Below are 23,418 nucleotides of genomic sequence, written 5' to 3' on the forward strand. Positions count from 1 at the left end.
ATTTCGATCGCATGCTCTCCAGTGAGGATGTGATGCGTCGGCGCGCCAGCTTTCTGCAGCGCATTCATATCGACGGCCCCTTGCTGGTGATTCTGCTGACCCTGGCGGCCGGCAGCCTGTTCGTACTCTATTCGGCCAGTGGCAAGAACTGGGACCTGCTGCTCAAGCAGGCCACCTCGTTCGGTATCGGCCTGGTGTCGATGTTCGTCATTGCCCAACTGGAGCCGCGTTTCATGGCGCGCTGGGTACCGCTGGCCTACCTCACGGGTGTGCTGTTGCTGGTGGTGGTAGACGTCATGGGCCATAACGCCATGGGTGCCACGCGCTGGATCAACATCCCCGGGGTGATCCGCTTCCAGCCCTCGGAATTCATGAAGATCATCATGCCGGCGACCATCGCCTGGTACCTGTCCAAGCGCACCTTGCCGCCGCACTTGAAGCACGTGGCAATCAGCCTGGTGCTGATCGGTGTGCCGTTCATCCTGATCGTGCGGCAGCCCGACCTGGGTACGGCGCTGCTGATTCTTGCCTCCGGCGCCTTCGTGCTGTTCATGGGTGGCTTGCGCTGGCGCTGGATCCTCAGTGTGCTGGCGGCGGCGGTGCCGGTGGCAGTGGCGATGTGGTTCTTCGTCATGCACGACTATCAGAAGCAGCGGGTACTGACCTTCCTTGACCCCGAAAGCGACCCGTTGGGCACGGGCTGGAACATCATCCAGTCCAAGGCGGCGATCGGCTCGGGCGGCGTGTTCGGCAAGGGCTGGCTGCTTGGCACCCAGTCGCACCTGGATTTCCTGCCGGAAAGCCACACCGACTTCATCATCGCCGTGCTGGGCGAGGAGTTCGGCCTGGTCGGCATCTGCCTGTTGCTGATCGTCTATTTGCTGCTGATCGGCCGTGGCCTGGTGATCACCGCCCAGGCGCAGACCCTGTTCGGCAAGCTGCTTGCGGGCAGCCTGACCATGACCTTTTTTGTATACGTGTTCGTCAATATCGGGATGGTCAGCGGCCTCCTGCCCGTGGTGGGCGTGCCGCTACCCTTCATCAGCTATGGCGGAACATCGTTGGTGACGCTGCTGTCAGCGTTTGGCGTTCTGATGTCGATCCATACGCACCGCAAATGGATCGCGCAGGTTTGAATAAGGTGAAGAATTTCATGCAAGCAGTGCGTAACTGGGCTGCCCGTTGTGCGCCGTGGATCGGCGCGGTGGGCCTGTTCGGCGCTGTACAGCTGGCCCATGCCGGCGATTACCAGGGCTCACCGCAGGTGGCCGAGTTTGTTGGCGAAATGAGCCGCGACCATGGTTTTGCCCCTGAGCAACTGATGGGCGTGTTCCGTGAAGTGCAGCGCAAGCAGTCGATCCTTGACGCTATCTCGCGCCCGGCCGAACGGGTCAAACCCTGGAAGGACTACCGGCCGATGTTCCTCACCGACGCGCGCATTGCCCGTGGTGTGGACTTCTGGCGCCAGCATGAGGCCGTGCTGGCCCGTGCCGAACAGCAATACGGCGTGCCGGCGCAGTACATTGTCGCGATCATCGGCGTGGAAACGTTCTTTGGCCGCAATACCGGCAACTACCGGGTGATTGACGCCCTGTCGACCCTGGGCTTCGATTACCCGCCGCGGGCGGAGTTCTTCCGCAAGGAACTGCGCGAATTCCTGCTATTGGCCCGTGACGAGCAGCTCGACCCGCTCACGCTCAAAGGCTCCTATGCCGGTGCCATGGGCCTGCCGCAGTTCATGCCGAGCAGTTTTCGCAACTACGCGGTGGACTTCGACGGCGATGGCCACATCAATATCTGGAACAACCCGGACGATGCCATCGGCAGCGTCGCCAATTACTTCAAGCGCCATGGCTGGGTAGCGGGCGGGGGCGTGGTCAGCCGCGCCTGGGTGGACGGTGCACGTGCCGATCAAGGCCTGACCACCGGCATCGAACCGGTGAAAACGGTAGGGGAGTTGCGCGCGCTTGGCTGGTCGGTCCATGATTCGCTGCGCGATGATCTGCCGGTTACCGCCTTCCGGCTCGAAGGCGACAATGGCCCCGAGTACTGGATGGGGCTGAAAAACTTCTACGCGATCACTCGCTACAACCGCAGCGTGATGTATGCCATGGCGGTGCATCAGCTTGCGGAACAGCTGGTCCAAGCACGGGGCGTCAAGTAATGCGCGCAATCATTTCTGCCAATTCCTTCAAGCTGTTGACCTGCCTCGCCGTTGGTGTGGTACTGGCCAGCTGTTCATCCAGCCGCCCGACCCAGCAAAGCAGTGGCAACGTGGTGCGGACCCAGCCGGGGCTGGACATCAACCGGGCGCACAAGGACGGCGCGCCGTGGTGGGACGTGGATGTGAACAAGATCCCCGACGCCACGCCGACCGTGCACACCGGCAACTACAAGGCCAACCCCTACACGGTGCTGGGCAAGACCTACTACCCGATGCAGGAGTCGCGCAATTACCGCGCCGAGGGTACCGCGTCGTGGTACGGCACCAAGTTCCATGGCCAGAACACCGCCAACGGCGAGCTGTACGACCTGTATGGCATGAGCGCGGCGCACAAGACCCTGCCGCTGCCGGCCTACGTGCGGGTGACCAATCTGGCCAATGGCCGTAGCGTGATCCTGCGGGTCAATGACCGTGGGCCGTTCTATTCCGACCGCATCATCGACTTGTCCTACGCGGCGGCCAAGAAGCTCGGCTATGCCGAGACTGGCACTGCGCATGTGCGCGTCGAGGGTATCGACCCGCAACAGTGGTGGGCCCAGCGTGGACAGACGCCGCCGATGGTGCTGAAAGAACCGCAGGTGGCCCAGACCCAGGCGATCGCGGCCAATACCGGGCGTGTCGAGCAATGGACCCCGCCGGCACAGCAGCATGCGGCGCCGGTGGTGCCGGTGCAGGTGGGTGGCAACAACGTACCGGGCGGTAATGGCGGCAGCTTCCTGCAGGTAGGCGCCTTTGCCAACCCTGACGCCGCCGAATTGCTGCGCTCCAAGCTCAGCACCATGGTCAGTGCACCGGTGTTCATCAGCTCGATCGTACGTAACCAGCAAACCCTGCACCGCGTTCGCCTGGGGCCGATCGGCAGCCAGGGCGAGATCCAGCAAGCACAAGACAGTATCCGCCTGGCGAACTTGGGGCAGGCAAAGCTGGTCACAGCTGACTGACCGTGTTGCCTTCTTCGCGGGTAAACCCGCTCCCATAGGGTTTCGCGTGAACCTGTGGGAGCGGGTTTACCCGCGAAGAAGGCAACACCAAACTGTCGGTTTTGTCATGAATTGCCGGGCGCGGACATGTACAATGTCGGCTTTTGCCCGCAGCGACATAACGCCGCACTTTAACGGGCCAGGCCTACGGCCACAAAACTAGACTGACTGGCGCTGGGCACATGATCTTGCCCAGGGAACATCTCAGACCATTAGCGATTTTCGAGAGACGGATGAACATCACCAACCTTGCCAAACGACTTTGCCTGCCAGTACTGCTGCTGATCACGCCTGCCGCCTTCGCGGCAGAGCAGATGACGCCGGCACCACCGCAACTGGCAGCCAAGTCCTACGTACTCATGGACGCGTCCAGCGGCAACGTGCTGGTCGAGAACAACGGTGACGAGCGCCTGCCGCCAGCAAGCCTGACCAAGCTGATGACCGCCTACATCGCCACCCTGGACATTCGCCGCGGCCAGATCGGCGAGAACGACCCGGTTACCGTCAGCGAAAACGCCTGGCGTACCGGCGGTTCGCGCATGTTCATCAAGGTCGGCACCCAGGTGACTGTCAGCGACCTGCTGCACGGCATCATCATCCAGTCCGGCAACGACGCCTCGGTCGCCCTGTCCGAGCACATCGCCGGCAGCGAAGATGCCTTCGCCGACATGATGAACAAGACGGCTGCCGATCTGGGCATGAGCAACAGCCACTTCATGAACCCGACCGGCCTGCCGAACCCGGAGCACTACTCGTCGGCGCATGACATGGCCACCCTGGCCCGTGCGATCATCACCGTCGACCCGGCCCACTACGCCATCTACTCGCAGAAAGAGTTCTTCTGGAACAACATCAAGCAGCCTAACCGCAACCTGCTGCTGTGGCGTGACAAGACCGTCGATGGCCTGAAGACCGGCCACACCGACGAAGCCGGCTATTGCATGGTGGCTTCCGCCGTTCGCGATGGCCAGCGCCTGATCGCCGTGGTGTTCGGCACCAACAGCGAGCAGTCGCGTGCCGCCGAGACCCAGAAGCTGCTGACCTACGGCTTCCGCTTCTTCGAAACCCAGACCTTCTACCAGAAGGGCACCGAGCTGACCCAGGCTCCGGTCTGGAAGGGCGCCACCAGCCAGATCAAGGCTGGCCTGGCAGACGACCTGACCATGACCATGCCTAAAGGCCAATTGAAGCGCCTTCAGGCTTCGATGACCATGAATCCGCAGCTCACCGCGCCAATCGCCAAAGGTGACGTGATCGGCAAAGTGGAAGTCAAACTGGACGAGAAAGTGGTTCACAGCGCCGACCTGATCGCCCTCGATGGCGTCGAGGAAGGTGGTTTCTTCCGCCGTATGTGGGATAGCATCCGTCTATTCTTCTTCGGGTTGTTCAACTGATACGTGACCTGCATGCCCCCGCGCGTTTCGCGGGGGCGTTGTTGTTGCCACGGCTTACGAGGCCGTTTCCGCCATGAGCGAACCAGACGTAAAGTCGCACAAGATCGAATTCCCCTGCGTCGATTACCCGATCAAGGTCATCGGCGATACTGTGGTCCATTTCAAGGACACGGTTATCGAGATCCTCATGAAGCACGCCGAAGTCGACATGACTACGTTGGCGGAGCGTCAGAGCAAGGAAGGCAAGTACACCACCGTGCAACTGCACATCGTTGCCACGAGCGAGGACCAGCTGCACGATATCAATAGCGCCCTGCGTGCTACCGGCATCGTGAAAATGGTGCTCTGATGTCCACCTGCCTCGGTTTTCGCGAGCTTGGCCTGCAGCACTACGAACCAGTGCTGGAAGCCATGCGTCGCTTCACCGAGCAGCGTACCCCGGCCAGCCAGGATGAAATCTGGCTGGTCGAGCACATCGCAGTCTTTACCCAGGGCCAGGCCGGCAAGGCCGAGCACCTGCTGGTGCCGGGCGACATCCCGGTGGTGCAGACCGACCGCGGTGGCCAGGTGACCTACCATGGCCCCGGTCAGCAGGTGGCCTACCTGCTGCTGGACGTGCGGCGGCTGGGTTTTGGCGTACGCGAGCTGGTCAGCCGTATCGAACAGGCCTTGATTGGCCTGCTCGCCAGTTACGACGTGCAGGCATCGGCCAAGCCTGATGCCCCGGGCGTCTATGTCGACGGAGCGAAGATCGCCTCCCTCGGCCTGCGAATCCGCAACGGCCGTTCGTTCCATGGCCTTGCCCTGAACGTGGACATGGACCTTGCGCCATTCCGCCGAATCAACCCCTGCGGCTATGCGGGGCTGGCCATGACCCAGCTGCGCGACCTGGCAGGTCCGATCGAACTCGACGAGGTCAGGACAAGGCTGCGCGGACAGCTGGTCAAGCACCTCGACTACGCTGAGCAGACGACCCTCACGGGCGGAATCGACTGAATATGACAACTGTGCTAGAAGCCGTGCCGAACCTGATACCCACCCAGGATGTCACCCCGCGCCCCGCGCCGAAGAAGGTGGAAGCTGGGGTTAAACTGCGTGGCGCCGACAAGGTCGCGCGCATCCCGGTAAAGATCATCCCTACCGACGAGCTGCCGAAGAAGCCCGACTGGATCCGCGTGCGTATCCCGGTTTCGCCTGAGGTAGACCGCATCAAGCAACTGCTGCGCAAGCATAAGCTGCACAGCGTGTGCGAAGAGGCCTCCTGCCCGAACCTGGGTGAGTGCTTCTCCGGTGGTACCGCCACCTTCATGATCATGGGTGACATCTGTACCCGCCGCTGCCCGTTCTGTGACGTGGGTCACGGCCGGCCGAAAGCGCTGGACGCAGACGAGCCGATGAACCTGGCGGTAGCGATTGCCGACCTGCGCCTGAAGTACGTGGTGATCACCTCGGTGGACCGCGACGACCTGCGCGACGGCGGTGCCCAGCACTTTGCCGACTGCCTGCGCGAGATCCGCAAGTTGTCGCCAGGCGTGCAGCTTGAGACGCTGGTGCCGGACTACCGGGGCCGTATGGACGTTGCGTTGGAAATCACCGCGCAAGAGCCGCCTGATGTGTTCAACCACAACCTCGAAACCGTACCGCGCCTGTACAAGGCCGCGCGCCCGGGTTCGGACTACGACTGGTCGCTGGACCTGCTGCAGAAGTTCAAGCAGATGGTGCCGCACGTACCGACCAAGTCGGGCCTGATGCTCGGCCTGGGCGAGACTGACGAGGAAGTGATCGAGGTGATGCACCGCATGCGTGAGCATGAAATCGACATGCTCACCCTTGGGCAGTACCTGCAGCCATCGCGCAGCCACCTGCCGGTGCAGCGTTTCGTTCACCCGGACACTTTCGCCTGGTTCGCCGAAGAAGGTTACAAGATGGGCTTCAAGAACGTCGCCTCCGGCCCGCTGGTGCGTTCTTCGTATCACGCTGACCAGCAAGCTCACGAAGCCAAGATCAAGCTCTGAGCCAAGCGTAGAGCCACGTATGCCGATGCACGCTAAAAGGCGGCATCGGCATTTTTTTTGTGAGCGAGAAGCCATAAGCTACAAGCGACAAGCTGTCTGGAGCTGCATGATGAATTGTGTCGAGACCCTTCACGCACATTTGCCCAAGGCGATTTCGCAGGATGCCTGTTTCGCCATCATTGCGCCGGCGGGCTCGGCGCGGCTGGATACACACAAGGTCAGCCAGTGGTTCGCTGATCGAGGCTACCGTTGCCGAATTTACCCAGGTGCCCTGCAGGCTCAGGGTTACCTGGCAGGGCCGGACCAACAGCGCCTTCAGGACCTGCACGATGCTTTTGCCGACCCGGGCATCGACGCCATACTGTGCATGCGTGGCGGCTACGGCAGCATGCGCCTGCTCGACCAACTCGACTTCGAGCTGATTCGGCGCAACCCCAAGCCGTTGATCGGCTACAGCGACATTACCGCGCTGCACACGGCTATTTACCGGTATAGCGGGCTGGTTACGTTCCATGGCGGCATGCTCAATGCCGACCTGCTGGGGGCCAAGTTGCCACCGACCGAGTCGTCGTTGCTGGCGCAGCTGGGCGGGCATGTGCGGGCAGGCGAGCAGATCGTGCATCCCGCCGACCATGCCTTGGAAAGTGTATTGCCGGGTGTGGCCAGCGGGCCGCTGCTGGGCGGGAACCTGTCGATGCTGGGTGCGACCATGGGGACGCTTGCCGAGCTGGACACCCAGGGCTGCATCCTGTTTATCGAGGACGTCAACGAGCCTCTGTACCGGGTGGATCGCCTGCTGACCCAGTTGCGTCTGGCGGGCAAGCTGGAGGGGGTGAAGGGCGTGCTGGTGGGGGACTTTGCCGGGATTACCACGGCGGCTTTGGCGCCGTTGCTGGTGGATACCTTTGGCCCGTTGGGGGTGCCGGTATTGGCAGGGTGGCGCAGTGGGCATTGTGACCCGAATGTGTGTCTGCCGTTGGGGGCTCGGGTCCGGCTGGACAGTGATCCGCAGAGCTTGGTGCTGGAACAGGATCTGTTCAAGGCTTGAGATTGCCGGGGCCGCATAGCGGCCCCAAAAATCTTACTGGTTACGCAGGCTCTCGAGCAGCTTATGGGTCGGATAGCCATCTGCCGGCCACCCCAGCCCCTGCTGGGCATTGCGAATGGCTTTGCGGGTATTGGCCCCGATAATGCCATCGGCATTGCCAGCATCATGCCCGCGGCTGTTCAACAGGATCTGCAAGTCCATACGCTCGCTGCGGCTTAGCGGCAGGTCTTCTTTAGGCCAGCTGCCGGCAATGAACCCCCAGCCGCTGAAGCGATCCCCCAGCAGGCTCACCGCCAGCGCGTAGGATGATGAGTTGTTGTACTTGAGAATGGCGCGGAAGTTGTCCAGCACCAGGAACGCCGGGCCGCGTGCGCCCGCTGGTAGCAGCAGGGCGGCAGACAGCTGGTTGCTGTTTGCCGGTAGTTGAGTGCCTGCAGGCAGTGTCACGCCCATCGCCAGCCACTCGCTAACCGGTTTGCGCAGCGCGCCATCGGCTTGCCAGAAATCGAAGCCAGCCGGCACTTGTACCTCGAAGCCCCACGGCTGACCACGCTTCCAGCCCGAGCTTTGCAGGTAGTGCGCAGTCGAGGCCAGGGCATCCGGGGTACTGTTCCAGATGTCGCGGCGGCCATCACCGTCGAAGTCCACGGCATGAGTGTTGTAGGTGGTCGGGATGAACTGGGTCTGGCCCATGGCGCCGGCCCAGGAGCCACGCATGGCTTCGGGCTGAATGTCACCATGCTGGATGATCTGCAGCGCGGCGATGAGCTGGTCCTGGGCGAACTGTGGGCGGCGGCCCTCATAGGCCAGTGTGGCCAGCGAGCGAATCACCGACTTGTTGCCCTGGAACTGACCAAAGTTGCTCTCCATGCCCCACACCGCGACCAGCACCTGGCGGTCGACGCCATAGCGTTGTTCGAGGCGGGTCAGCAGTTCGGCGTTCTGCTCCAGCAGCTTCTTGCCATTGCGCACACGCAGAGGCGACAGGGCGCCTTCGAGGTATTCCCATACCGGGCGGGTGAACTCTGGCTGGCTGCGGTCGGCCTTGATCACGTCCATGTCCGGCGTGACGCCGAGGAAGGCGCTGTCGAACGTGCTTGGCGAGATACCGGCTTGCAGGGCTTGCTGGCGGAAGCCTGCCTGCCACTGGGCGAAGGTTTGCAGAGGCTGGATTTCAGTGCTGACGTCGGGCGTTGTGCCGGGCACAGTCACCACTGGAGCGGGTTGGGCAGGGGCCAGCGGCAGTGCGTCGGCAGCGGTGGGCTTTTCCGCGCAGGCCACGAGCAGGATAAAGCTGGAGGCCGCGATCAGCTGGCGGGTTTCCCAACGGGGGATAAGACGGAAGAGCATGCACAGATCCAGAATTGCAGGTCAGGTGACGACCATACCATGCCTGCGCTTGCGATGCTTTCATGCTGCCAAAAAGTAGGAAGCCTCCCAATCTCTCGATTGGAAGGCTTCGCGGCGGTAGCTGCCTTTGCCCTTTTCCGGTTGTTCCTGGCGGCAGCGGAACAGCGGTTGGGCGATGATCGACTTGGCCTTGTTGGGGCCGTGTTTCTTCGGCTTTTTGCTCATGGTGGCGCTCCCGGGGTGGGTGGGTGGGTTTCGGGGCGCACTGTAGGCCTCGGGGCGGGGTTGGGCCAATTGATTGTGTTTATGGTCGATCGCAGTCCTGTGGGAGCGGGCGTGTCGAGGCGTCGAACCGCCGCGAACACCGGCGAAGCCGGTGCCATCCACCGCGTCGCCTGATTCGCGGGCACGCCCGCTCCCACAGGGGAGGGGTGTTATTCCGGAGGGAGCGCCAGGCGCTGGCCAGCCATCAACAGCGCCAACCGCGACAATCCGGTCCAGGGCGAGCCCTCGGCCTGGCCTTTGATCTGCGCATCGATCCGCTGGGCATCCTGCAGCAACTGCGCCCAGCGCTGCGCCGACAGGCGCTGCAGGGCTTTGCTGACCAGCGGCCGGCGTTTGTCCCAGATCGGCGGGCGGGCCTGGCTGAAGGCTTTGTCCAGGGGCACCCCCTGGCTGAACTGTTGGGCCAGCCCGGCCAGTTGGCGCAGCTCGCGGGCCAAGGCCCAGAGGATCACTGGCGGTTCTACGCCTTCACCACGCAAGCCTTCGAGCATGCGCAGGGCATGCGCCGCTTCGCCGTTGAGAATGGCGTCGACCAGGCCGAAGACATCGAAGCGGGCGCTGTCGGCGACGGCGCCCTGCACGGTTTCAACGGTAATCGGGTTACCGTCGGCGAGCAGCTTGAGCTTTTCGATTTCCTGGGCGGCGGCCAGCAGGTTGCCTTCCACGCGCGCAGCGATCAGGTCGACAGCGTCACGCTGTGCCGACAGGCCGGCTTGCTGCAGCCGCTGGTTGATCCACTGGGGTAGCTGGTGCACATCCACCGGCCAGATCTGGATGAACTGGCAGTGGCCGCCTTCGATCAAGGCCTTGCCCCACTTGGTCTTCTGCGCGCTGCCGTCGAGCTTGGGCAGGCTGACCAGCAGCAAGGTGTCTTCGGCGGGTTTGGCGCAGTATTCCATCAGCGCGGCGGCGCCCTTGTCACCGGGCTTGCCCGAGGGCAGGCGCAGTTCCAGCAGGCGGCGCTGGGCGAACAACGACAGGCTGGCACCCGCCTGGAGCAGGGTGCCCCAGTCGAAGTTGGCGTCGGCACTGAATACCTGGCGTTCGTCGAAACCTTGCTGGCGTGCCGCGTTGCGGATGGCGTCAGCGGCTTCCTGGCACAGCAGCGGGTCGTCGCCGCTGACCACATAGACCGGGGCCAGTGTGCCTTGCAGGTGCTTGTTGAGTTGGGCGGGGGCGAGTTTCATGGGAAACAGGCGGGGCACCCAAGGGCGCCCCGCACGGGCTTAGTTGCCCGGTACTTCCAGTGGCGACTGCTGAGGCGTTTCGGCCTGCTGACGCTGGGCCGCCTCCAGCGCGGCGGCTTCGGCCTTGGCGCGTTCGTCGGCTTTGCGCTGCAGTTCGTCGAGCTGGGACGGGCTCAGCATCTGCAGGCGGACGACCATGGCGTTGACCAGGTTGCGGCGCATTTCTTCACGGGCGCGGGTGGCTTCCTGCTCGGAACCGGTGATGTTCGAGCCGTCACGCACGTAGATCTTGCGCACTTCCAGTTTGTCGCTCAGCAGCTCCAGGTTGTTCAGGCCCTGGATGCTGTAGTTCAGCTCGGTGGTCAGCTCGTACTCGGCGGTACGGTTGCCGCCGCTGTAGGTTGCCGAGCGCTCGCGCTCCTGCTCGTTGGTCAGTACCAGGCGGTAAGGCGCGCCAGCATGCACGTTGACACCGCTACGCTGCAGTACCTCGCGCAACTCGACCACTGTCGGGCCGTAGGCATTGCGTGCGCTGACGTCCATTTCTTTCACACTCAGCTCAGTGGAGCCGGTGCCGCGCAGCTGGAAACCGCAGGCGCTGAGCATGACCGCCAGGCCGATTACCAGCAAATTGCGTTTGATCATGTTGTTGCTCCCTTGTGGGCCTGTTCCGCCCACCCGCAGCCACTGCGGGTGGGCGTTGTCATCAGTTGGCGACGATGTTGACCAGTTTGCCCGGTACCACGATGACCTTGCGAATGGTCAGGCCATCGATAAAGCGCAGGACGTTCTCGTTGCTGCGGGCGGCGGCTTCGACTTCTTCGCGGCTGGCCGCAGCAGGCATCTCGACCTGGCCGCGCAGTTTACCGTTGACCTGAACCACCAGGGTAACGGTGTCCTGCACCAGTGCCTGTTCGTCGACGCTCGGCCAGGCGGCATCGATCACCGACCCTGCGTGGCCAAGATGCAGCCACAGCTCATGGGAGATGTGCGGGGTGATCGGCGACAGCAGCAGGGTGACGGCTTCCAGGCCTTCGTGCAGCAGGGCGCGGTCTTGTTCGCTGGCCTGTGGGGCTTTTTCCAGCACGTTCATCACGGTCATCACCTGGGCGATGGCGGTGTTGAACTTGTGGAACTGGCCTACATCGTTGCTGGCCTGCTTGATGGCTGCGTGGATGGCACGGCGAATGACCTTCTGCGCGTCGTCCAGGGCGGCGATGTCCAGCTTGCCCGGCAGGCCCTGGCTGACGTGAGCCTGGGCCAGGCGCCAGACACGGCGCAGGAAGCGGCTGGCACCCTCGACGCCAGAGTCGGACCATTCCAGGCTCATGTCGGGCGGCGAGGCGAACATCATGAACAGGCGGCAGGTGTCGGCGCCGTAGGCTTCGATCATCGATTGCGGATCAACGCCGTTGTTTTTCGACTTCGACATCTTCTCGGTGCCGCCGATTTCCACCGGCAGGCCGTCGGTCTTCAGGCGGGCGCCAATGATCTTGGCCTTGGCATCGCGCTCGATTTCGACGTCGGCCGGGTTGAACCAGTCCTTGCCGCCATTGCTGGCCACGCGGTAGTAGGTCTCGGCGACCACCATGCCCTGGGTCAGCAGGTTCTTGAACGGCTCGTTCGAGGTGACCAGGCCTTCGTCGCGCATCAGCTTGTGGAAGAAACGCGCGTACAACAGGTGCAGGATCGCGTGTTCGATACCGCCGATGTACTGGTCTACCGGCAGCCAGTGATTGGCGGCTTTCGGGTCGACCAGGCCCTTGTCGTAGTTCGGCGATGCGTAGCGGGCGAAGTACCAGGACGACTCGACGAAGGTGTCCATGGTGTCGGTTTCGCGTTTGGCCGCAGTGCCGCATTTCGGGCAGGTGCATTCGTAGAATTCAGGCATGCGCGCCAGTGGCGAACCGGCGCCGTCCGGTACCACGTTCTCGGGCAGGGTGACCGGCAGCTGGTCTTGCGGTACCGGTACGTCGCCGCAAGACGGGCAGTGGATGATCGGAATCGGGCAGCCCCAGTAGCGCTGGCGGCTGATGCCCCAGTCGCGCAGGCGGAACTGGGTGCGCGACTTGCCCAGTTCCTTGCGGATCAGGGCGGCTTCGATGGCGTCGAAAGCACCGGCGAAGTCCAGGCCGTCGAACTCGGCGGAGTTGATCAGCTGGCCATGCTCGCCATAGGCGGCCTGCCACTCGCTGCCGACTTCATCGCCAGCGCTGGTGCGCACCACGGCCTTGACCGGCAGGTGGTACTTGTGGGCGAACTCGAAGTCGCGCTCGTCGTGGGCCGGCACGGCCATCACGGCGCCGTCGCCGTAGTGCATCAGCACATAGTTGGCGACCCAGACCGGCAGCTTCTCGCCGGTCAGCGGGTGCTCGACCAGCAGGGAAGTGGCCATGCCCTTCTTCTCCTGGGTGGCCATGTCGGCTTCGGCAACGCTGCCGCCCTTGCACTCGTCGATGAACGCCTGCAGCGCCGGGTTGCCCTGGGCTGCCTGGGTGGCCAGCGGGTGCTCGGCGGCAACGGCGACGTAGGTCGCGCCCATCAGCGTGTCCGGGCGGGTGGTGAAGACCTTCAGGGTGCCTTCGTGGCCGATGCTGGCCTGGTTGTACGGGAACTGTACTTCCATGCCGCGCGATTTGCCGATCCAGTTGCGCTGCATGGTCTTGACCTGTTCAGGCCAGCCCGGCAGTTCGTCGAGGCTTTCCAGCAGCTCGTCGGCGTAGTCGGTGATGCGGAAGTAGTACATCGGGATTTCGCGCTTTTCGATCAGCGCGCCCGAACGCCAGCCACGGCCGTCGATGACCTGCTCGTTGGCCAGTACGGTCTGGTCTGCCGGGTCCCAGTTCACGGTACCGTTCTTGCGGTAGATGATGCCTTTCTCGAACAGGCGGGTGAACAGCCACTGCTCCCAACGGTAGTAGTCGGGCTTGCAGGTGGTCACTTCACGTGCCCAGTCGATGGCCAGGCCCAGGCTCTTGAGCTGGGTCTTCATGTAGTCGATGTTTTCGTAGGTCCACTTGGCCGGGGCGACGTTGTTTTTCATCGCCGCGTTTTCCGCGGGCATGCCGAAAGCGTCCCAGCCCATCGGCTGCAGGACGTTCTTGCCCAGCATGCGCTGGTAACGGGCAATCACGTCGCCGATGGTGTAGTTGCGCACGTGGCCCATGTGTAGCTTGCCGCTCGGGTACGGGAACATCGATAGGCAATAGAAGGTGTCTTTGCCTGGCTGTTCGGTAACAGCGAACGATTGTTGCTCGTCCCAGAAGTTCTGGGCGGCGGCTTCGATATCACGGGGCGTGTATTGTTCGTGCATGGCTACTTTTGGCTGAGAGAGGAGAGACCTTGTTCCAGGCAGCGGAACCTCGCTGCAACCGGTACTCCGGTGTCGTTTAGAGTGAACGCCGTAGCATACAGCAGCGCTGCGCATCGTGGGAAACCTTCGTTGCGAATGCCCGCTGGTCGCGGCAGGCAGCTGCTTTTCATTGCACCGCTAAGCTCAGGTGTGGGGGGAGATATTCTTTATCTTCAATGAGGTGAACGGATGGGAGAGACGCAGCTACCCGCAATCAAGCCGGAGCTTTATGAACGCCTGATAGACCGGCTTGGCCTGGCGTTGGAAACGGCCAGAACCTCGGTACGATTGCGCGACGAGATGCCAGCGGAGCTGGAATTGCGCGGCCTTAGCCACGCAGAGTTCGAAGTGATCAAGGCCTACCTGGATTCCCTCCCGGTGCGCCAAAGTGCCTGTGCCGGCAGTTACCCACAAGCGGAGCCGACATCGGCCAAGATCATCTGGCTCAAGGACAAGAAACGCCCAGCCAATACGGCCAGATCCAGGACGCTGCCACATCGCTAGCCGTTCAGGATGTCAGGCGCAGGCCATCGCGCGCCGGTTCTTCAATATCACACAACTCACGATTGGCGCCGGTCGCACCCTTGTTGACCGGCGTTGATCCTTTTAGGCTGCACGCCTGCCAAGGAGGTGTGGCCGATGCCGATCCGATTTTTCATCAAACAATGGCTGATGCCGCCGGGCATCCTTTTCCTGCTGCTGCTCGCGGCGTGGTGGCTGCGTGCGCGGCGGCCACGGCTGGCGGCGCTGTGTTTTGCCATGGGGCTCGGTGGCCTGTGGCTTATGAGCCTGCCGCTGATGGTGCAGGAAACCGCCCGTGTGCTGGAAAGCGAGCCACCGTTGGCCGTGAGCGACTGGGCCACTTTGGCGAGCCGGGCGGATGCGATTGTGGTGCTGGGGGCGGGGCGTGAGCGCGGCGACCCGGCCTGGGGCGGTAGCGACCAGCCCACTGCCACGGCGCTGGAACGCATGCGCTTTGCCGCGCGGCTGGCCAAGGCCTCGGGCTTGCCAGTGTTGACCAGTGGTGGATTGCACTACGGCACGCCGCCGAGCGAGGCGCGGCTGATGGCTGATCGCCTGCATGAAGATTTTGCGGTCGAAGTGAAGTGGCGCGAAGAGGCCAGTCGCACGACCTGGGAAAATGCCCAGCTCACGGCCAAGGTGTTGCAGCCGTTGGGGATTCACCGTGTGGTGGTGGTGACCCAGGCCTGGCACATGCAGCGCTCGCGCTGGAGCTTCGAGCAGGCGGGGTTCGAGGTGGTGCCGGCGCCGGTGGGGTTCCTGGGGCGCGATCATGCACGGCCGTTTGGCGGCTTGCTGCCGGAGAGCCGGGCAATGTGGCAGAGCGGGCAATTGTTCAATGAAGTGGTGGGGTTGGTGGGGTATCGGGTGTTCTACTGAGCCAAGGGTGCACTCGATTCCTTGTAGGAGCGGCCTTGTGTCGCGATGGGCTGCGTAGCAGCCCCAGAATTCAGCGTTTACACCAAGAATGCCGGGGCCGCTTTGCGGCCCGATCGCGACACAAGGCCGCTCCTACAGGGATCTGTGTCGCCTGGTTAGACGGTTTTGGCTATGCGCCCTGCCAGCAACGCCCAACCCAGCAGCAGCACACAGACAATCGCCAGCGGCCAGGAGCGCCATTTCAGGTACGGCGTCAGTTGCTGCATCGGCACCACTTCGCCATACAGCACCGCTTGCTGGAACTGCGGCACCTGCGTGGTAATGCGCCCAAACGGGTCAATCAGTGCAGTCACGCCGTTGTTGGTGGCGCGGATCATCCAGCGGCCGGCTTCCAGTGCGCGCATCTGTGCCATCTGCAAGTGCTGCAGAGGGCCTATCGACTTGCCGAACCAGGTGTCGTTGCTGATGGTCAGCAGCAGGTCGCTGCGTGCGGCCAGGCCTGCAGCAAACTCGGGGTAGACCACTTCGTAACAGATGTACGGCGCAATCTGATAGCCCTTGGCCTGCAACAGCGGCTGGTCTTCCGGCCCGCGGGCGAAGTCGGACATGGGCAGGTTGAAGAACTCGATGGCGCCACGCAGCATGTCCTGCAACGGCACGTACTCGCCGAACGGCACCAGCTTCTGCTTGAGGTAGGTGCCGTCGCCTTCACCGGTGACGGTGATGCCGTTGTAATAGCGGCGCTGGTGATGCACCACTTCACGCACGGGCACGCCGGTGATCAGCGCCGTATGCCGCTCGGCGGCGAAGCGGCCCATCACGTCGATGTAACCCTGAGCCTGGTCCTTGAGCACCGGCACTGCGGTTTCCGGCCAGATCAGCAGGTCCACCGGCCTGGAACTGAAGCTCAGGTCACGGTACAGCGCCAGTTGCGCATCGATGTGCGCCGGGTCCCATTTCAGGTCCTGCTCGACGTTGCCTTGAATGGCTGCCACTTTCAGCGGGTCACCCGCCGGTTTGGTCCAGGCATGGCCCTTCAGCGCCAGGCCCAGTGCCCATGGTGCCAGCAACAGCAGGCAGGCCACGGCCAGGAACGAGGGGCGTGCGCGCAGGCGCTGCAGGTTGCACAGCAGGGCGGCAGTGAGCGCCAGGGTGAAGGAAACCAGCCACACACCACCCAGCGGTGCCAGGCCGGCGAGTGGGCCGTCCAGCTGGCTGTAGCCAGCGTAGAGCCAGGGGAAACCGGTCAGGAACCAGCCGCGGAAGGCCTCTTGCAGCAGCCACAGGGCGGCGAAGCACAAGGCATCGGCCAGCGGCGCTTCAGTACGCCTCAGCCAGCGTGCCCACAGCCAGGTGGGCAGGGCAAAGAACCAGGCCAGGGCGGCGAAAAACGCCAACAGCAGCAGGATCGCCAGCAGCGGCGAGGCGCCGCCGTAGGTGTTCATGCTGACGTAGATCCACCAGGTGCCGGCGCCATACAGGCCAAAACCGAACCACCAGCCCCGCCACATGGCCTGGCGCGGGGTGAGTTCGCGCAGGCCAAGGTAGAGCACAGCGATGGACAATATGGCCAGCGGCCAGATGTCGAACGGCGCCAGGGCCAGAAGGGTGGAAGCACCGGCCGCCAGGGCCAGCAGGTTACCGGGCCAGCCGGGGCGGGTGATCCAACGCATGTTTGTCCTTAACGGGTGATCGGGGTCAGGCGCAGCAAGTGTATCCGCCGGCTGTCAGCGTTGAGAATCCGGAACTTGTAAGACCCGATCTCGGTGGTTTCGTTGCGCTTGGGCAGGTGGCCGAAAGCACTCATCACCAGGCCGCCGACCGTGTCGAACTCGTCATCGGAGAACTCGCTGTCGAAGAACTCGTTGAAGTTGTCGATCGGGGTAAGCGCCTTGACCAGGAAGTCACCGCTGGGCAGCGGCTTGATGTAGCTGTCTTCCTCAACGTCGTGCTCGTCCTCGATATCGCCGACGATCTGCTCCAGCACGTCTTCGATGGTGACCAGGCCCGCCACACCGCCATATTCGTCGATGACGATGGCCATGTGGTTATGGTTGGCGCGGAACTCGCGCAGCAACACGTTCAGGCGCTTGGACTCGGGCACGAAAGTGGCCGGGCGCAGCAGGTCCTTGATGTTGAAGCTGTCGCCGTTCTCCTTGAGGATCAGCGGCAGCAGGTCTTTGGCGAGCAGGATGCCAAGCACATCGTCGTGGCTTTCGCCGATCACCGGGTAGCGCGAGTGCGCGGCTTCGATTACTGCTGGCAGAAACTCGCGAGGCGACTGGCCGGCCTTGATGCTGTTCATTTGCGAGCGCGGCACCATGATGTCGCGCACCTGCAGGTCTGCGACCTGAATGGCGCCTTCGACGATGGTCAGCGCTTCGCTGTCCAGCAGTTTGTTCTGATGGGCTTCGCGCAGCAGCTCAAGGAGCTCCTGGCGGTTTTTCGGCTCATGGGCAAAAGCCTGGGTCAGTTTGCCCAGCCAGGACTTTTGCCCGTTGCTCGATCGATCTTCGCTCATGGCGGTTCTCGTGATCCTTCGTGTTTCAGTGTGTGAGAGAGTCGGTTTCATCGTCGGCGTACGGGTCAGGGTGACCCAGTTCTGCCAGCAATTCCCGTTCCAGGCTTTCCATTTCCTCGGCTTCCTCATCATCGATGTGGTCGTAGCCGAGCAGGTGCAGGCAACCGTGGATGACCAGGTGCGCCCAGTGGGCCTCTAGCGACTTGCCTTGTTCGGCAGCTTCGCGTTCGACCACTGCCACGCAGATGACCAGATCGCCCAGTAGCGGGATGTCGAGCAGGTCATCGGGCACATCGGCCGGGAACGACAGCACGTTGGTCGCGTAGTCTTTATGCCGGTAGGTGTGGTTCAGCTCACGGCCTTCGGCTTCGTCGACCAGGCGAATGGTCATTTCCGAGTCGGCGCTACGCTGGCGCAGGGCCAGTTCGCACCAGCGGCGGAAGTCGGCGTCATCCGGGGCGGTAGCGTCCGTTGCCCGTTGCAGATCAAGTTCAAGCATCTTTGCCGGGCGCCTCGGGCTTGTATTGGCGGCCCTCGAAGCGGTCATACGCTTCGACAATGCGCTGCACCAGTGGGTGACGAACCACATCTTTGGGTTGGAAGTGGGTAAAACTGATGCCCGGAACGTCTTTCAGAACCTCGATGACGTGCGCCAGGCCCGACTTGGTGCCTCGTGGCAGGTCGACCTGGGTAATGTCGCCGGTAATCACCGCCGTGGAGCCGAAGCCGATGCGGGTAAGGAACATTTTCATCTGTTCCAGCGTAGTGTTCTGGCTTTCGTCGAGGATGATGAAGCTGTTGTTCAGGGTGCGGCCACGCATGTAGGCCAGCGGGGCGATCTCGATCACCTGGCGTTCGATCAGCTTGGCCACGTGTTCGAAACCGAGCATTTCGTACAGGGCGTCGTACAGGGGGCGCAGGTACGGGTCGATCTTCTGCGCCAGGTCACCGGGCAGGAAGCCAAGCTTTTCGCCTGCCTCAACCGCCGGGCGCACCAGCAGGATACGGCGCACCTGTTCGCGCTCGAGCGCGTCCACGGCACAAGCCACTGCGAGGTAGGTCTTGCCGGTCCCGGCCGGGCCAATGCCGAAGTTGATGTCGTTGGCCAGGATTTCCTTCACGTAGCGCTGCTGGTTGAGCCCGCGCGGGCGTATGTTGCCCTTGCGCGTACGCAGCGACACGCTGACCTCGTTGACGGCCGGGTTGTCGATGTTCTCGACAGCCGACTCCTGCAGGTACAGGTGCACGGTTTCCGGCGACAGGTCGTTGGCCTTGGTCTCGCGGTAGAGACGGCGCAGCAACTGTTCGGCGGCAGAGGTGGTCTTGGGTTCGCCGATCAGCTCGAACTGATTGCCGCGGTTGCGGATCTCGATGGCCAAGCGCTGCTCGATCAGGCGCAAGTGCTCGTCGAACTGCCCGCACAAGTTGGCGAAACGGTGGGCCTCGAAGGGCTCGAGGATGAAACGATGGGGTTCTATGGGTGCGTTCAAGGTCGTTTTTAGCCGCTCGACGGCAATGGGTGTGAACTCAAGAATAACCCTTGAATGCCAGTGGCGAAAGCACTGAAACGTTCAACGGTATGTAAGGCCTGTTCCGGCCTCTTCGCGGGTGAACCCGCTTCCACAGGTACTGCGCCGATTTCAAGGCCGGTCGAGATCCTGTGGGAGCGTGTTCACCCCGAAGAGGCCGGAACAGGTATCATGCCTGCCTTTTCTTACGCATGTGTTATCCCGCCAAACATGAGCAAACGCGAACCTGCCATCTATAAAGTGATCTTCCTCAACCAGGGGCAGGTCTTCGAGATGTATGCCAAGCAGATCTACCAGAGCGACCTGTGGGGCTTCCTGGAAATTGAGGAGTTCGTGTTCGGCGAGCGCTCGCAACTGGTGGTGGACCCGAGCGAAGAGAAGCTCAAGAGCCAGTTCGAGGGGGTGATCCGCAGTTTCGTGCCGATGCACTCAATAGTGCGAATCGACGAAGTGGAGCGCCTGGGCACGGCAAAGATCAGCGAAGCCAAAGGCGGCGGCAATGTGATGCCGTTCCCGATGCCAATGCCGGAAAAGTAAGCCTCAGGGGAGTGGCGAGAACGGCGTGCGCCCTTCGGCGTTCTGCAGTTCCAGCAGGTATTTGCGGAAGATCTGGCCGAGCACCTGGGTGGCGTGCTCCAGTTCGTCGCGGGGCATTTGTTCGGTCACTTCGTCGGCCATGTCCAGCGCATCTTCTGCACCGTTGACCGCGGCCATTTTCAGCAGGATGTAGGCCTGCACGTTGTTGGCCTTGACCCCTTCGCCATGGAAAAACATAGCACCCAGACGGTACTGGGCGTCGGCCTGGCCTTGCAACGAAGCCTTCTGGAACCAGTCCAGGGCTTTGTTCAGGTTTTTCGGCGTTTGCGTGTAGTAGTACTCGCCCAGTTCGAATTGCGCCTGGGCATCCCCCGCGGTAGCCGTCTGCTCGCAGGCCTTGAGGGCGTTTGCCAGGTCTTCAGGCTGAACATTCAAGGTGCAGCGGCCCGTCGCCGGAATCAGCAACGAGTTACCGCCCTCCGCCAAGGCCAGCAGGGGCTGAAGAAGCAACAGGCAGCCCAGGGTCAGGGCGCGGCCGGTGCGGTTCATGGGGATCGACTTACCTCTGCGAAGCTGCGGCCAATGTCTCTGGTGGCACATTATGGGATAAGCAGCGCCAACCTTACAAAGTTTTACTCGAATTTCTGCTTGGTTGGGGAAGTCAGCTGATTGTATCGGGTCAATTGTTGCCTGTATTGGCCCCTGTGGGAGTGGCCTTGTGTCGCGAAAGGGCCGCAGAGCGGCCCCAGAATTTCAGCAAAAATGCTTGGATTGCTGGGGCTGCTTTGCAGCCCTTTCGCGACGCAAGGCCGCTCCCACAAAGGCGCGGTGCACTGCTTTACTTCAGGGCTGCGAAGGCCTTTTCAGCTGCATCCAGTGTGATCTGCAGTTCCTTGTCGCCATGAGCGATGGAAGTGAAGCCGGCCTCGAACGCGCTCGGCGCCAGGTACACACCACCTTCCAGCATCAGGTGGAAGAAGCGCTTGAAGCGTTCGGCATCGCTGCTCATCACGTCTTCAAAGGTAACAATGTCGTCGGCGCCGCTGAAGTACAGGCCGAACATGGCACCCGCCTGGGTGGTGACGAACGGTATGCCGGCGGCATCGGCACGTTGTTGCAGGCCGTCGAGCATGCGGCTGGTGTAGTCGGTCAGCTCGGTGTGGAAACCCGGGCGGCTGATCAGCTTCAGGGTAGTCAGGCCGGCTGCCATGGCCAGCGGGTTGCCTGAAAGCGTGCCGGCCTGGTAGACCGGACCGAGCGGGGCGATGCAGCCCATGATTTCGCGTTTGCCGCCGAAGCAGCCGACAGGCATGCCGCCACCGACGATCTTGCCGAAGGTCGACAGGTCGGGCTTGATGCCGTAGTGGCCCTGGGCACCACCCAGAGAAACGCGGAAACCGGTCATCACTTCGTCGAAGATCAGCACCACGCCGTGTTTGTCGCACTGCTCACGCAGTCCTTCAAGGAAGCCCGGCGCCGGGGGGACGCAGTTCATGTTGCCGGCCACGGGCTCGACGATGATGCAGGCCACGGTCTGGCCGACGTCGGCCAAGGTTTTCTCGACCGCAGCGATGTCGTTGAACGGCAGGGTCAGGGTGTGCTTGGCAAAGTCTGCCGGCACGCCGGCCGAGCTAGGCACGCCCTGGGTCAGCAGGCCGGAGCCGGCTTTTACCAGCAGGCTGTCGGAGTGGCCGTGGTAGCAGCCTTCGAACTTGATGATGGCGTCACGGCCGGTGTAGCCACGGGCCAGGCGGATGGCGCTCATGGTGGCTTCGGTGCCCGAGCTGACCATGCGCACCATTTCCATGGACGGCACCAGCGAGCAGACCAGGTCGGCCATGTCGGTTTCCATGGCGGTCGGTGCGCCGTAGGACAGTCCGTGCTCCAGCTGCTTGCGTACCGCATCCAGCACATCCGGGTGGCCGTGGCCGAGAATCATCGGGCCCCATGAGCCGACGTAGTCGACATAGCGCTTGTCGTCTTCGTCAACGACGTAGGCGCCTTCTGCATGCTTGAAGAACAGCGGCGTGCCGCCCACGCTCTTGAATGCGCGCACTGGCGAGTTGACGCCGCCGGGGATGTGCTTCTGGGCTTTGGCGAACAGGTCTTCGGAACGGGACATGAAAAATTCTCTCGAAATCAGGATGCGAACAAGGCGTTGAAGGCGCGGGCGCGGCGGGTAACTTCCTGCGCGCTGTCGGCACCGAACAGGCCATGGATCACCGCCAGCAGGTCGGCACCGTGGGCGACCAGCGGGGCGGCGTTGTCGAGGGTGATGCCGCCGATTACGGCAATCGGCAGTTTCACCTGGGCACGCGCCTGCTCAAGCAGTTCGACGTTGGCGGCGGGCGCGCCCGGCTTGGTAACGGAATTGAAGAAGCGGCCGAACGCTACGTAGCTGGCGCCCTCGCTGGCGGCCTGGGCGGCCAGTTCGAGGCTGGCGTGGCACGTAGAGCCGATGATCGCCTGGCGGCCGAGCAGGGCGCGGGCCGGGGTCAGCGGGCCGTCGGTCTGGCCCAGGTGCACGCCGACGCCCAGGCGCGCGGCCAGTTCGGCATCGTCGTTGATCAGCAGCTCGGTGCCGTAGCGTTCGCAGAGTTTCAGCAGCCCTTCGGCTTCACGCAGGCGGCGCGCCGCGTCGTCACTTTTGTCGCGGTACTGCAGCAGGCACACGCCGCCTTCCAGTGCCGCCTCGACATGGGACAGGAAACGGCCGGCGAGCAGCTGGCTGTCGGTGATGGCGTACAGACCGCGTAGCTTCATTGAAGGCCTCGTATCAGGAGCAGAAGTCCAGGGGCAGGCGGCGCGGCACGAACTGGCCTTTGCCCAGCTGCTCGGCGTCACGCAGGGTGCGCCAGGTGTATTCCAGGGCGCTGCGCACGGCGCTTTCCAGCTGCTCGCCAAGGGCAAGGCGGCCGGCCAGGGCGCTGGCCAGGGTGCAGCCCGAGCCGTGGTAGCTGCCCGGTAGGCGTTGGCAGGTCCAGGTGTGACGCTGGCCGTCCTGGGTATACAGGCGGTTGTGAATTTCGTCTTCGTCGCCGTGACCGCCAGTAATCAGCAGGTGTCTACAGAACGGCAGGAGTTTTTCGGCGCACTCGTCCGCAGTGCCTTCGGGCAGTTCAGCCAGGATGCGTGCTTCGGGCAGGTTCGGCGTGGCGATGGTCGCCAGCGGCAACAGGCGTTCGCGCATGGCGTAGCCCACTTCGTCCTTGCCCAGGCGGCCACCGCCACCGGCACGCAGCACCGGGTCGCAGACCAGCGGCAGATGCGGGTGGGCAGCCAGCAGTTCGGCGACGGTGTCGACCATGTCGATCGAGCCGAGCATGCCCAGCTTGACTGCGGCTACTGTGGAGTCGGCCAGCACGGCGTTGGCCTGGGCCAGCACCCACTCGCGGTCGAGCACGCGGAAGTCGGAAACGTTGACGGTATCCTGCACGGTCAGGGCGGTCACTGCAGGCGCTGCGTGACAGCCTTGGGCGATCAGGGCTTCGATATCTGCCTGCAGGCCGGCGCCGCCACTGGGGTCGTGGCCGGAGAGACAGAGGACAACGGGGCGGGAGCTGTAGGTATTCATGGTCGGCGAGCTTACCACCAA

24 protein-coding genes are annotated in these 23,418 nt (G+C 63.0%); 11 read left to right on the forward strand and 13 right to left on the reverse strand.

Annotated features, from left to right (window positions below; genetic code table 11):
* Positions 1–32: 32 nt before the first annotated feature.
* The 8 genes from rodA (at position 33) to P0Y58_05485 (ending at position 7,661) form a co-directional block, all read left to right on the forward strand.
* The gene (gene rodA, locus P0Y58_05450; GenBank protein ID WEK33278.1) at positions 33–1,136 is read left to right on the forward strand and encodes a rod shape-determining protein RodA; all 1,104 of its coding nucleotides are present in this window, start codon (positions 33–35) and stop codon (positions 1,134–1,136) included.
* A gap of 17 nt (positions 1,137–1,153) precedes the next feature.
* On the forward strand, positions 1,154–2,164 hold the full coding sequence (gene mltB / locus P0Y58_05455; protein ID WEK31645.1) for a lytic murein transglycosylase B: 1,011 nt from the start codon (positions 1,154–1,156) through the stop codon (positions 2,162–2,164).
* Positions 2,164–3,165 (forward strand): septal ring lytic transglycosylase RlpA family protein, encoded by a 1,002-nt coding sequence (locus P0Y58_05460; protein ID WEK31646.1) that lies wholly within the window; start codon positions 2,164–2,166, stop codon positions 3,163–3,165. The genes mltB and P0Y58_05460 overlap by 1 nt, the downstream gene beginning before the upstream one ends.
* Positions 3,166–3,437: 272 nt before the next feature.
* The gene (locus P0Y58_05465) at positions 3,438–4,598 is read left to right on the forward strand and encodes a D-alanyl-D-alanine carboxypeptidase (protein WEK31647.1); all 1,161 of its coding nucleotides are present in this window, start codon (positions 3,438–3,440) and stop codon (positions 4,596–4,598) included.
* Positions 4,599–4,671: 73 nt separating this feature from the next.
* On the forward strand, positions 4,672–4,947 hold the full coding sequence (locus P0Y58_05470; protein WEK31648.1) for a DUF493 domain-containing protein: 276 nt from the start codon (positions 4,672–4,674) through the stop codon (positions 4,945–4,947).
* On the forward strand, positions 4,947–5,594 hold the full coding sequence (gene lipB / locus P0Y58_05475; GenBank protein WEK31649.1) for a lipoyl(octanoyl) transferase LipB: 648 nt from the start codon (positions 4,947–4,949) through the stop codon (positions 5,592–5,594). The genes P0Y58_05470 and lipB overlap by 1 nt, the downstream gene beginning before the upstream one ends.
* Positions 5,595–5,596: 2 nt before the next feature.
* On the forward strand, positions 5,597–6,613 hold the full coding sequence (gene lipA / locus P0Y58_05480) for a lipoyl synthase (GenBank protein ID WEK31650.1): 1,017 nt from the start codon (positions 5,597–5,599) through the stop codon (positions 6,611–6,613).
* A gap of 109 nt (positions 6,614–6,722) precedes the next feature.
* Positions 6,723–7,661 carry an LD-carboxypeptidase gene (locus P0Y58_05485; protein WEK31651.1) on the forward strand — a complete coding sequence of 313 codons (939 nt, stop codon included), beginning with the start codon at positions 6,723–6,725 and terminating at the stop codon, positions 7,659–7,661.
* A gap of 33 nt (positions 7,662–7,694) precedes the next feature.
* On the opposite strand, the gene P0Y58_05490 is transcribed toward P0Y58_05485, so the two are convergent.
* The 5 genes from P0Y58_05490 to leuS form a co-directional block, all read right to left on the reverse strand.
* Positions 7,695–9,011, reverse strand: a complete 1,317-nt coding sequence (locus P0Y58_05490) for a lytic murein transglycosylase (GenBank protein WEK31652.1) — start codon at positions 9,009–9,011, stop codon at positions 7,695–7,697.
* Positions 9,012–9,071: 60 nt separating this feature from the next.
* On the reverse strand, positions 9,072–9,236 hold the full coding sequence (arfA, locus tag P0Y58_05495) for an alternative ribosome rescue factor ArfA (GenBank protein WEK31653.1): 165 nt from the start codon (positions 9,234–9,236) through the stop codon (positions 9,072–9,074).
* A gap of 209 nt (positions 9,237–9,445) precedes the next feature.
* Positions 9,446–10,483, reverse strand: a complete 1,038-nt coding sequence (holA, locus tag P0Y58_05500) for a DNA polymerase III subunit delta (protein ID WEK31654.1) — start codon at positions 10,481–10,483, stop codon at positions 9,446–9,448.
* Positions 10,484–10,522: 39 nt separating this feature from the next.
* Positions 10,523–11,128 (reverse strand): hypothetical protein, encoded by a 606-nt coding sequence (locus P0Y58_05505; GenBank protein WEK31655.1) that lies wholly within the window; start codon positions 11,126–11,128, stop codon positions 10,523–10,525.
* 61 nt (positions 11,129–11,189) lie between these two features.
* Entirely contained in the window at positions 11,190–13,796 is a 2,607-nt protein-coding gene (gene leuS / locus P0Y58_05510) for a leucine--tRNA ligase (protein ID WEK31656.1), read from the reverse strand.
* Positions 13,797–14,024: 228 nt separating this feature from the next.
* Here leuS and P0Y58_05515 point away from each other — a divergent pair, with 228 nt between their 5' ends.
* Both P0Y58_05515 and P0Y58_05520 read left to right on the forward strand, forming a co-directional pair.
* The gene (locus P0Y58_05515; GenBank protein ID WEK31657.1) at positions 14,025–14,339 is read left to right on the forward strand and encodes a hypothetical protein; all 315 of its coding nucleotides are present in this window, start codon (positions 14,025–14,027) and stop codon (positions 14,337–14,339) included.
* A gap of 135 nt (positions 14,340–14,474) precedes the next feature.
* Positions 14,475–15,236, forward strand: coding sequence for a YdcF family protein (locus tag P0Y58_05520; GenBank protein WEK31658.1), 762 nt, complete (start codon positions 14,475–14,477; stop codon positions 15,234–15,236).
* A 155-nt stretch (positions 15,237–15,391) separates the two neighbouring features.
* Here the strand turns inward: P0Y58_05520 and lnt are convergent, their stop codons facing one another.
* Genes lnt through P0Y58_05540 form a run of 4 tightly spaced genes read right to left on the reverse strand, consistent with a single transcriptional unit; the run spans position 15,392 to position 19,247 of the window.
* Positions 15,392–16,909 carry an apolipoprotein N-acyltransferase gene (gene lnt, locus P0Y58_05525; protein ID WEK31659.1) on the reverse strand — a complete coding sequence of 506 codons (1,518 nt, stop codon included), beginning with the start codon at positions 16,907–16,909 and terminating at the stop codon, positions 15,392–15,394.
* Positions 16,910–16,917: 8 nt separating this feature from the next.
* Positions 16,918–17,757 (reverse strand): HlyC/CorC family transporter, encoded by an 840-nt coding sequence (locus tag P0Y58_05530; protein WEK31660.1) that lies wholly within the window; start codon positions 17,755–17,757, stop codon positions 16,918–16,920.
* 25 nt (positions 17,758–17,782) lie between these two features.
* Positions 17,783–18,256: an rRNA maturation RNase YbeY gene (gene ybeY, locus P0Y58_05535; protein WEK31661.1), complete on the reverse strand. Its 474-nt coding sequence runs from the start codon at positions 18,254–18,256 to the stop codon at positions 17,783–17,785.
* The gene (locus P0Y58_05540) at positions 18,249–19,247 is read right to left on the reverse strand and encodes a PhoH family protein (protein ID WEK31662.1); all 999 of its coding nucleotides are present in this window, start codon (positions 19,245–19,247) and stop codon (positions 18,249–18,251) included. Before P0Y58_05540 ends, ybeY begins: the two co-directional genes overlap by 8 nt.
* 249 nt (positions 19,248–19,496) lie before the next feature.
* Between P0Y58_05540 and P0Y58_05545 the strand changes: the two genes are divergently transcribed.
* On the forward strand, positions 19,497–19,823 hold the full coding sequence (locus P0Y58_05545) for a DUF1820 family protein (protein ID WEK31663.1): 327 nt from the start codon (positions 19,497–19,499) through the stop codon (positions 19,821–19,823).
* Positions 19,824–19,826: 3 nt separating this feature from the next.
* On the opposite strand, the gene P0Y58_05550 is transcribed toward P0Y58_05545, so the two are convergent.
* From P0Y58_05550 to P0Y58_05565, 4 genes are all read right to left on the reverse strand, one after another.
* Positions 19,827–20,372, reverse strand: coding sequence for a tetratricopeptide repeat protein (locus P0Y58_05550; GenBank protein ID WEK31664.1), 546 nt, complete (start codon positions 20,370–20,372; stop codon positions 19,827–19,829).
* A gap of 289 nt (positions 20,373–20,661) precedes the next feature.
* Entirely contained in the window at positions 20,662–21,945 is a 1,284-nt protein-coding gene (gene hemL, locus P0Y58_05555) for a glutamate-1-semialdehyde 2,1-aminomutase (GenBank protein WEK31665.1), read from the reverse strand.
* Positions 21,946–21,962: 17 nt separating this feature from the next.
* Positions 21,963–22,586: a thiamine phosphate synthase gene (gene thiE / locus P0Y58_05560; protein ID WEK31666.1), complete on the reverse strand. Its 624-nt coding sequence runs from the start codon at positions 22,584–22,586 to the stop codon at positions 21,963–21,965.
* Between the two features lie 13 nt (positions 22,587–22,599).
* Positions 22,600–23,397, reverse strand: a complete 798-nt coding sequence (locus P0Y58_05565) for a hydroxymethylpyrimidine/phosphomethylpyrimidine kinase (protein ID WEK31667.1) — start codon at positions 23,395–23,397, stop codon at positions 22,600–22,602.
* Positions 23,398–23,418 lie beyond the last annotated feature (21 nt).

The organism is Candidatus Pseudomonas phytovorans (assembly GCA_029202525.1).
In the GTDB taxonomy this organism is placed as follows: Bacteria; Pseudomonadota; Gammaproteobacteria; order Pseudomonadales; family Pseudomonadaceae; genus Aquipseudomonas; species Aquipseudomonas phytovorans.

What these genes read in the sequence shown, in the direction of transcription:
- rodA (WEK33278.1), top strand. Translation starts at nt 33, where the DNA reads ATGCGTCGGCGCGCCAGCTTTCTGCAGCGCATTCATATCGACGGCCCC.
- mltB (WEK31645.1), top strand. Translation starts at nt 1,154, where the DNA reads ATGCAAGCAGTGCGTAACTGGGCTGCCCGTTGTGCGCCGTGGATCGGC.
- P0Y58_05460 (WEK31646.1), top strand. Translation starts at nt 2,164, where the DNA reads ATGCGCGCAATCATTTCTGCCAATTCCTTCAAGCTGTTGACCTGCCTC.
- P0Y58_05465 (WEK31647.1), top strand. Translation starts at nt 3,438, where the DNA reads ATGAACATCACCAACCTTGCCAAACGACTTTGCCTGCCAGTACTGCTG.
- P0Y58_05470 (WEK31648.1), top strand. Translation starts at nt 4,672, where the DNA reads ATGAGCGAACCAGACGTAAAGTCGCACAAGATCGAATTCCCCTGCGTC.
- lipB (WEK31649.1), top strand. Translation starts at nt 4,947, where the DNA reads ATGTCCACCTGCCTCGGTTTTCGCGAGCTTGGCCTGCAGCACTACGAA.
- lipA (WEK31650.1), top strand. Translation starts at nt 5,597, where the DNA reads ATGACAACTGTGCTAGAAGCCGTGCCGAACCTGATACCCACCCAGGAT.
- P0Y58_05485 (WEK31651.1), top strand. Translation starts at nt 6,723, where the DNA reads ATGAATTGTGTCGAGACCCTTCACGCACATTTGCCCAAGGCGATTTCG.
- P0Y58_05490 (WEK31652.1), bottom strand. Translation starts at nt 9,011, where the DNA reads ATGCTCTTCCGTCTTATCCCCCGTTGGGAAACCCGCCAGCTGATCGCG.
- arfA (WEK31653.1), bottom strand. Translation starts at nt 9,236, where the DNA reads ATGAGCAAAAAGCCGAAGAAACACGGCCCCAACAAGGCCAAGTCGATC.
- holA (WEK31654.1), bottom strand. Translation starts at nt 10,483, where the DNA reads ATGAAACTCGCCCCCGCCCAACTCAACAAGCACCTGCAAGGCACACTG.
- P0Y58_05505 (WEK31655.1), bottom strand. Translation starts at nt 11,128, where the DNA reads ATGATCAAACGCAATTTGCTGGTAATCGGCCTGGCGGTCATGCTCAGC.
- leuS (WEK31656.1), bottom strand. Translation starts at nt 13,796, where the DNA reads ATGCACGAACAATACACGCCCCGTGATATCGAAGCCGCCGCCCAGAAC.
- P0Y58_05515 (WEK31657.1), top strand. Translation starts at nt 14,025, where the DNA reads ATGGGAGAGACGCAGCTACCCGCAATCAAGCCGGAGCTTTATGAACGC.
- P0Y58_05520 (WEK31658.1), top strand. Translation starts at nt 14,475, where the DNA reads ATGCCGATCCGATTTTTCATCAAACAATGGCTGATGCCGCCGGGCATC.
- lnt (WEK31659.1), bottom strand. Translation starts at nt 16,909, where the DNA reads ATGCGTTGGATCACCCGCCCCGGCTGGCCCGGTAACCTGCTGGCCCTG.
- P0Y58_05530 (WEK31660.1), bottom strand. Translation starts at nt 17,757, where the DNA reads ATGAGCGAAGATCGATCGAGCAACGGGCAAAAGTCCTGGCTGGGCAAA.
- ybeY (WEK31661.1), bottom strand. Translation starts at nt 18,256, where the DNA reads ATGCTTGAACTTGATCTGCAACGGGCAACGGACGCTACCGCCCCGGAT.
- P0Y58_05545 (WEK31663.1), top strand. Translation starts at nt 19,497, where the DNA reads ATGAGCAAACGCGAACCTGCCATCTATAAAGTGATCTTCCTCAACCAG.
- P0Y58_05550 (WEK31664.1), bottom strand. Translation starts at nt 20,372, where the DNA reads ATGAACCGCACCGGCCGCGCCCTGACCCTGGGCTGCCTGTTGCTTCTT.
- hemL (WEK31665.1), bottom strand. Translation starts at nt 21,945, where the DNA reads ATGTCCCGTTCCGAAGACCTGTTCGCCAAAGCCCAGAAGCACATCCCC.
- thiE (WEK31666.1), bottom strand. Translation starts at nt 22,586, where the DNA reads ATGAAGCTACGCGGTCTGTACGCCATCACCGACAGCCAGCTGCTCGCC.
- P0Y58_05565 (WEK31667.1), bottom strand. Translation starts at nt 23,397, where the DNA reads ATGAATACCTACAGCTCCCGCCCCGTTGTCCTCTGTCTCTCCGGCCAC.